Source organism: Rhodococcus quanlei, assembly GCF_055231015.1.
This window is the reverse complement of the sequence record NZ_JBUYWD010000002.1, coordinates 211490-217900: the sequence shown is the minus strand read 5'-3', so window position 1 is coordinate 217900 and position 6411 is coordinate 211490. Positions and strand designations below refer to the sequence as shown.

The window sequence follows — 6411 nt, the reverse complement described above, 5'->3', positions numbered from 1 at the left end:
CGCCCCGCGGGGGCCCCCACCCCCTCCTCCCCCCCCCCCCCGCTTCGTGTTCGAGTCCTACTTCATCGGTGAGCCCGAACGGGTTCACCCGGGCTGACTGTCAGACGAGCTCTTCGTTGTCCGAGACGACCGTTGCATTCATCTCGCGAAGGCGATCCGCGTGCTCGTTGGCGTGGTGATTGCAGAAGAGCAATTCGCCTCCCGTGGGAAGAACCGCGCGTACGCGGGCTCCGGCTCCGCACCGGTCGCACCGGTCGGCTGCAGTCAACTGGGGGGTGGTCAGTGTTCCGGGCATGACTCCTCCGTACTGGCTCTGGGCGTTCGCCTGTTGCCTGGGGCCTTGGTCCGCCGTGCCGGGGTGGCACGGTAGATCTACTCTGTCAGACGTTCGGGCTTCACGCGTTGTTCCCGTCGGCGTTTCTCTCCGTTCCCACTGTATGGAAACTCGCAGTACAAACGAAAATGCGACGAGGTGCGTTCGCTCACAGCTGATTCGCAGCGAACCGGGACCGCTACAGTGCATGTGTGAACCAGCGCACAGAAGACCGGTCCGTCCTTCTGCACATCTGCTCCGATGTGGAGTGGGCGGAGGCGGCCGAGTCGGGCACGCGCGTCCCTTCCTCGTTTGCGACGGAAGGTTTCGTGCACCTTTCCGCGCCGTCACAGGTACACCTGCCCGCCAATCGGTTGTTCTCCGGACGGACCGATCTCGTGCTGTTGCGGCTCGACCCGGACCGGCTCGGGGCGCCGGTGCGTTGGGAACCAGGAGTGCCGAGTGACCCCGATTCGATGCGCTTTCCCCACCTGTACGGCCCGCTGCCGGTCGACGCGGTGACATCGGTGGAGGAGTACCGGCCGGACTCGTCCGGCCGGTTTCCTGCCTGGTCCTGAAACGACGTTCGCCCCACCGACAGATCGGCGGGGCGAACGGGTGACGTGCTGGTCGACTCCTAGTCGAGGTAGTCGCGCAAGACCTGGGAACGACTCGGATGACGGAGCTTCGACATGGTCTTCGACTCGATCTGACGAATACGTTCACGTGTGACGCCATAGACTTGCCCGATCTCGTCGAGCGTGCGTGGCTGACCGTCGGTCAGGCCGAACCGGAGGCGAACGACACCTGCCTCACGTTCGGAGAGTGTTTCGAGGACCGACTGCAACTGGTCTTGGAGCAGCGTGAAGGACACGGCGTCGACAGCGACTACGGCCTCGGAATCCTCGATGAAGTCACCGAGTTGGCTGTCGCCCTCGTCACCGATGGTTTGGTCGAGAGAAATGGGCTCACGGGCGTACTGCTGGATCTCCAGCACCTTCTCGGGTGTGATGTCCATTTCCTTCGCCAGCTCTTCGGGAGTCGGCTCGCGGCCGAGATCCTGCAGGAGCTCACGCTGGATGCGGCCCAGCTTGTTGATGACCTCGACCATGTGAACCGGGATACGGATGGTGCGGGCCTGGTCGGCCATGGCGCGGGTGATCGCCTGCCGGATCCACCACGTCGCGTACGTCGAGAACTTGTAGCCCTTCGTGTAATCGAACTTCTCGACTGCGCGAATGAGACCCAGGTTTCCTTCCTGGATCAGGTCGAGGAACGCCATACCGCGTCCGGTGTAGCGCTTGGCCAGCGACACCACGAGACGGAGGTTGGCCTCGAGCAGGTGGTTCTTGGCGCGGTTCCCGTCGCGGCAGATCCAGCTGTAGTCGCGACGCTGGGCTGCGGGGAGCTTCTCGCCTGCGTCCGCGATCTCCTGCATCCGCTGAGTGGCGTACAGACCGGCCTCGATGCGCTTCGCGAGCTCGACCTCTTCCTCCGCGTTGAGGAGCGCGACCTTGCCGATCTGCTTGAGGTAGGCGCGCACGGAGTCGGCGGAGGCGGTGAGCTCGGCGTCCTTGCGTGCCTGACGCAATGCCTCGGATTCTTCTTCGTCCCAGACGAAGTCTCCGGAGGCCTTGTCCTTCTCGGTGGGCTCGGACGTGCCGTCTTCCTCGTCCTCACCGACGGCAACAACTTCCACGACATCGGACGCGGCGGCCGCCAGATCGCTCTCGCTGGCGTCCACGTCCTCGATGTCGGTGTCGGCGCCCTCGGCATCGGGTGCGGCCTTCTTGGCGGGTGATTTCTTTGCAGCAGCCTTCTTGCCGGCTGCCTTCTTGGCCGGCGTCTTCTTCGCTGCCGCCTTCTTGGCGGGGGCCTTCTTTGCCGCCGCCTTCTTGGCAGGTGCCTTCTCGGCTGGGGCAGTACCGTTCACCGCGCCTGCGGTAGGTGAATCCGGCACTGACTCGGCGGAGTCAGCAGACTGACGTGTATCCGTGGCTGCCACGTACGCCCTTTCGTGACGGTGTCGTGCGGCGTCACGCCAGAGTGATGATCCGGCGGAGAGGTCTGTTGGTTTCGCCGGCGCGGAGCCGGGCCCCACCATTGTAACGACCGAATCGAAATAGTTAGGGGGCGATACCCTTATCTGCTGCCATTGCCGCTCCGACAATGCCTGCGGTGTTGAGCAGAGCAGCAGGTACAACCTCGGTTCGATTCGTCAGATGCGGAATCCATTTTTCGTGTTTGCGGCTGATTCCACCGCCGGCGATGAAGAGGTCCGGCCACAGCAGTGCCTCCATTCGCTCGAGAACTCGCGTCACTTCCCTCGACCACGCCTTGTAGCCCAGATTCTTCGCGACTTTGACCGACGACGCGGCGCGGTGCTCCGCTTCTTCGCCGTCGACCTCGAGGTGACCCAGTTCGGTGTTGGGCATCAGGTCGCCGTTGTGGAGGACGGCGGATCCGATTCCTGTGCCGAAGGTCAGCAGGATGACGACACCGTCGACGTCTCGCCCTGCTCCGTGCGCATCCTCGGCGATACCAGCCGCGTCGGCGTCGTTGAGAACGACGATGTCCCGGTCGCCGAGTTGCTCGGAGAACAGTGCTTTCGCGTCGGTGCCGATCCACCCTTTGTCCACGTTGGCGGCGGAGAATGCCACGCCGGACCGCACGACGCTGGGCAGGGTGATTCCGACGTCTCCGTGCCAGCCGCCGCGATCGACGATCTCTGCGACGATCCCGGCGATGGCCTCGGGTGTGGACGGCGTCGGTGTGGCGATCTTGATGCGGTCGCCGATCAGCGCACCGGTGGTGAGATCGACGGTGCCACCTTTGACGCTGCTGCCGCCCACGTCGATCCCGAAGCCTGTTTTCGTCATGTAGTGCGCTCCTCGTCGTTCGAACGGATCGTCGCGGCAGATCTGTTGCGTGCAACCCTAGCCCGCTCGACCGTGCCCGGTGGGCGGACGGGAATCGGGAACTCCATCGGTGGTGAAGATCGCGATGTGTGTGTTGCGATGGACGGGTGAAGGGACAAGAGAGCGTCGGCAACAATGTGGAGAGCGTCTCGGCGGACGCCGTCGGAAGTGGCGTGGTGGAGGGTGTTGCTGATCCGGTGGATGCGGAAAAACTGCTCGAGGTGGCGCTCGCCATAGCGTGGGAGGCGGCCGGGTACGTGCGGTCTCGCCGTCCAGAGGTGTTCGGCAGCGTAGGCGCGTCGGCGGAGGCGAACGAATCCGTCGAGTCGAAGAGCACGCTCACCGACCCGGTGACCGTTGTCGACACGGAGACCGAGCACTTGATACGTGATCGGCTCGCGCAGTTGCGCCCGAACGACGCCTTTCTGGGCGAAGAAGGCGGGGGAGCGTCGGAACGGGTTGCCGGTGTGCGCTGGGTGGTCGATCCGATCGACGGCACCGTGAACTTCCTGTACGGAGTTCCCGCCTATTCCGTTTCCATCGCGGCCCAAGTGGACGGCGTGTCGGTGGTAGGCGTGGTGGCGGACGTCGCCGCGGGTACCTGCTATCACGCCGTACAAGGGCAGGGAGCATCGTTGACGGACTCACTCGGAATCGTGCATCCGTTGAGATGTAATCCGGTGTCGAGTGCATCGATGGCTCTGCTTGCCACGGGTTTCGGGTACGCCACTGAGCGGCGACGAACTCAGGGCCGTTTGATCGCCGAGATTCTGCCGCAGGTGCGGGATGTGCGACGCATCGGTTCGGCTGCACTCGACTTGTGCATGGTGGCGGCCGGGCGCGTCGACGCCCACTACGAGCACGGGCTCAACCCATGGGACTGGGCCGCCGGTTCACTCATTGCGTCCGAGGCCGGAGCCCGGGTTCGGGTGCCTGCTGCGGATTCGGACGGCGATATCGGTGAGATCGTGGTGGCCGCCGCGCCGGGTATCGCAGACGAGTTCGATGCGATTCTCGGCCTCGCAGGTGCACTCGAGCCGATCCCGGAAGGCTGATCGGCGACTTTCTCGGAGCAGACCTGGTCGACCGACGTGTTTCAGCAGGCTGCGGTGCGCGCAGCCTCGAGGAGTTCGATGTCCAGTGCGGCAGGGTCGGCGCCGGGAGCGGTGTCTCGGAGAGAACGCAGCACTTCCTCGGCGTCCGGGTTCGGTGAAATCGACCGGAAGTAGGTGCCGAGCGCCAGGTCGACGGTGGTATCCGTGCGTTCGTCCTGGATGAGTTCCGTGCACGGCGCCACCAGCCAGACCGCGCTTGCGGCGGCCAAGCCGTTCGGTCCGAACCGGAGTTGACCCACACACTGCATGTTCTGGTCGACGTACACGGGATCGTTACCGGCCTGAACGTCGGGGGCGCTCGCGAAGCCGTAGTCGTTCAAGCGTGCGGCGACTTGTGTCGCCTGACCGGATTCGCCGTTCGCGTTGAAGACGCGGACCTGTGCATTCGACAGCGCGGCAGGTTCCACGTCTTGTAGTACATCGCTGTCGACCTTGTCGCCGAGCGGCGCGGGAGCGGGGTTGTCGTCCTTCGGGTTGTCCGCTGGTGGCTCGTTGCACGCGACCGGTGCCGCCGTGCCTTCTGTCTGGGCCAGCACACCGATCCAGACGAACGTCCCCAACAACGCGAGAACAGCGAGAACTACGATGATCGGCATCGATCGGCGTCGGCGGAACGGACGTCCGCGGTCATCGGTGGAACTACCGTCGGTGATCAGTGAAACCACGGGTGCCTCGACCTCTCCTGCTGCGCCTGCAATTCGTGCGCACCGAATCGTGTGATCGCGTATCGGTGTCCGGCCACAGCCTATGCGGCCCAGATTCGCGACTCAGCCTAGAGGGCCTGTGCCCGACTGCGCGCAGACGCACCCGGATGAGGAATGTCACAGCTTGCTGTGTTGTTGGTGACAATTAGCAGACAATTTGCGCGATCCGCCGATTCGGTTACCGAAATTGGCCTTCTTTCGGCTACTGTCTGGCGGCCCGAGTCGTTCGGCACCGTGTACGGCGAGGGTGGATCGACGAGACGAATGAGGCGTAGATCATGGTATCCGGATTCGATTTCGGGCACTTTTTCGGCAGCTGAAGCGTTGAGCAGCGACAGGGTGTGGTCTGCACCGAAGGCGGTTTCGTGCGGGTAGTCGACCGACTGACGGATTCGATGCCCGCGCAGGCCGGGTTACACGGAAGAAGATGAGGGGAAGACGAGATGGCTACTGATTACGACGCACCGCGTCGGACGGAGTCGGACGAGGTTTCGGAAGATTCGCTGGAGGAGCTGAAGGCGCGGCGCAACGAGGCGCAGTCTGCTGTTGTCGACGTCGATGAGTCGGACACCGCAGAGTCGTTCGAGCTTCCCGGTGCCGATCTTTCCGGCGAGGAGTTGTCTGTTCGGGTCGTTCCGAAGCAGGCGGACGAATTCACCTGCTCGAGCTGCTTCTTGGTCCATCACCGCAGCAGGCTCGCCAGCGAGGCCGGCGGACAGCCGATCTGCTTGGATTGCGCCGCCTGATTTCGATCGGCGCGAGCCGATACGAGTACGTCAGGCAGGGGGGCGTGCGTGACCGAGCGCGGCGAGGAGTTCAGCAGGACGCCGCGTGCTGACGAGCCAGTAGGGGGTTGGGTCGTCAGGGTCGTCGAGCACGAGGAGGACCATCGTCTTGACCCAGGTTCGGTGCTGCACGAAGGCGGCCGGATCGAGCTGGCGACCGAGCGCGGCACTCTTGGCCGAGGCCGGCACTTCGGCGGCCCGGGCGATGACGTCGACGGGCAGATGCGCATCGCCGACATGGAGGTGCCGCCCATCTGCTTCGTCGACGACCTCAACCCTAAGTCGAGACAACCAGATCATTCCCCAGATCGGCAGTGGCAGCAGCAGTAGATAGGGGAGCCAGGCTCGCAGGCCGGGAGCGCCCATATGGATCTCGGCGGCGAGCAAACCGGCCACGAACAAGCCGGGCAGCCACCACCACATCGGCACCCACAACCGCTCGGAATGGACGGTTGTCGGGGTGCTGCTGGTGGGCATGACTTCGGGGCTCGGTGATTGTGGCACTCACCCAGGATAGTCCTAGGTCGCCCGTGTGGAGCTGAGAGTAGGCTCGGTGCACGTGACGGACGTATCTAC

The 6411-nt window shown here is 64.2% G+C and carries 8 protein-coding genes; 3 read left to right on the top strand and 5 right to left on the bottom strand.

Features of this window, described 5'->3' with window-relative positions; translation table 11 throughout:
• Window positions 1–100: 100 nt before the first annotated feature.
• Window positions 101–295 carry a DUF7455 domain-containing protein gene (locus tag ACZI8Q_RS01795; protein WP_463371774.1) on the bottom strand — a complete coding sequence of 65 codons (195 nt, stop codon included), beginning with the start codon at window positions 293–295 and terminating at the stop codon, window positions 101–103.
• A gap of 230 nt (window positions 296–525) precedes the next feature.
• On the opposite strand from ACZI8Q_RS01795, the gene ACZI8Q_RS01790 reads away from it, so the two are divergent.
• Window positions 526–891 carry a DUF952 domain-containing protein gene (locus tag ACZI8Q_RS01790; protein WP_463371773.1) on the top strand — a complete coding sequence of 122 codons (366 nt, stop codon included), beginning with the start codon at window positions 526–528 and terminating at the stop codon, window positions 889–891.
• A 59-nt stretch (window positions 892–950) separates the two neighbouring features.
• Here the strand turns inward: ACZI8Q_RS01790 and ACZI8Q_RS01785 are convergent, their stop codons facing one another.
• A complete protein-coding gene (locus tag ACZI8Q_RS01785) occupies window positions 951–2318 on the bottom strand; it encodes an RNA polymerase sigma factor (RefSeq protein ID WP_463371772.1) in 1368 nt (455 codons plus the stop codon).
• Window positions 2319–2439: 121 nt separating this feature from the next.
• Window positions 2440–3192: a polyphosphate--glucose phosphotransferase gene (gene ppgK, locus ACZI8Q_RS01780; protein ID WP_463371771.1), complete on the bottom strand. Its 753-nt coding sequence runs from the start codon at window positions 3190–3192 to the stop codon at window positions 2440–2442.
• Window positions 3193–3407: 215 nt separating this feature from the next.
• Between ppgK and ACZI8Q_RS01775 the strand changes: the two genes are divergently transcribed.
• On the top strand, window positions 3408–4286 hold the full coding sequence (locus ACZI8Q_RS01775; RefSeq protein WP_463371796.1) for an inositol monophosphatase family protein: 879 nt from the start codon (window positions 3408–3410) through the stop codon (window positions 4284–4286).
• A 41-nt stretch (window positions 4287–4327) separates the two neighbouring features.
• Here ACZI8Q_RS01775 and cei read toward each other — a convergent pair whose 3' ends face one another.
• Window positions 4328–5011: an envelope integrity protein Cei gene (gene cei / locus ACZI8Q_RS01770; protein ID WP_463371770.1), complete on the bottom strand. Its 684-nt coding sequence runs from the start codon at window positions 5009–5011 to the stop codon at window positions 4328–4330.
• A gap of 482 nt (window positions 5012–5493) precedes the next feature.
• Between cei and ACZI8Q_RS01765 the strand changes: the two genes are divergently transcribed.
• On the top strand, window positions 5494–5796 hold the full coding sequence (locus tag ACZI8Q_RS01765) for a DUF4193 domain-containing protein (protein WP_463371769.1): 303 nt from the start codon (window positions 5494–5496) through the stop codon (window positions 5794–5796).
• 30 nt (window positions 5797–5826) lie between these two features.
• On the opposite strand, the gene ACZI8Q_RS01760 is transcribed toward ACZI8Q_RS01765, so the two are convergent.
• The gene (locus ACZI8Q_RS01760) at window positions 5827–6312 is read right to left on the bottom strand and encodes a DUF3093 domain-containing protein (RefSeq protein WP_463371795.1); all 486 of its coding nucleotides are present in this window, start codon (window positions 6310–6312) and stop codon (window positions 5827–5829) included.
• Window positions 6313–6411 lie beyond the last annotated feature (99 nt).

Coding starts and splice junctions, on each gene's coding strand:
- ACZI8Q_RS01795 (WP_463371774.1), bottom strand. CDS start 295: ATGCCCGGAACACTGACCACCCCCCAGTTGACTGCAGCCGACCGGTGC.
- ppgK (WP_463371771.1), bottom strand. CDS start 3,192: ATGACGAAAACAGGCTTCGGGATCGACGTGGGCGGCAGCAGCGTCAAA.
- ACZI8Q_RS01765 (WP_463371769.1), top strand. CDS start 5,494: ATGGCTACTGATTACGACGCACCGCGTCGGACGGAGTCGGACGAGGTT.
- ACZI8Q_RS01760 (WP_463371795.1), bottom strand. CDS start 6,312: ATGCCCACCAGCAGCACCCCGACAACCGTCCATTCCGAGCGGTTGTGG.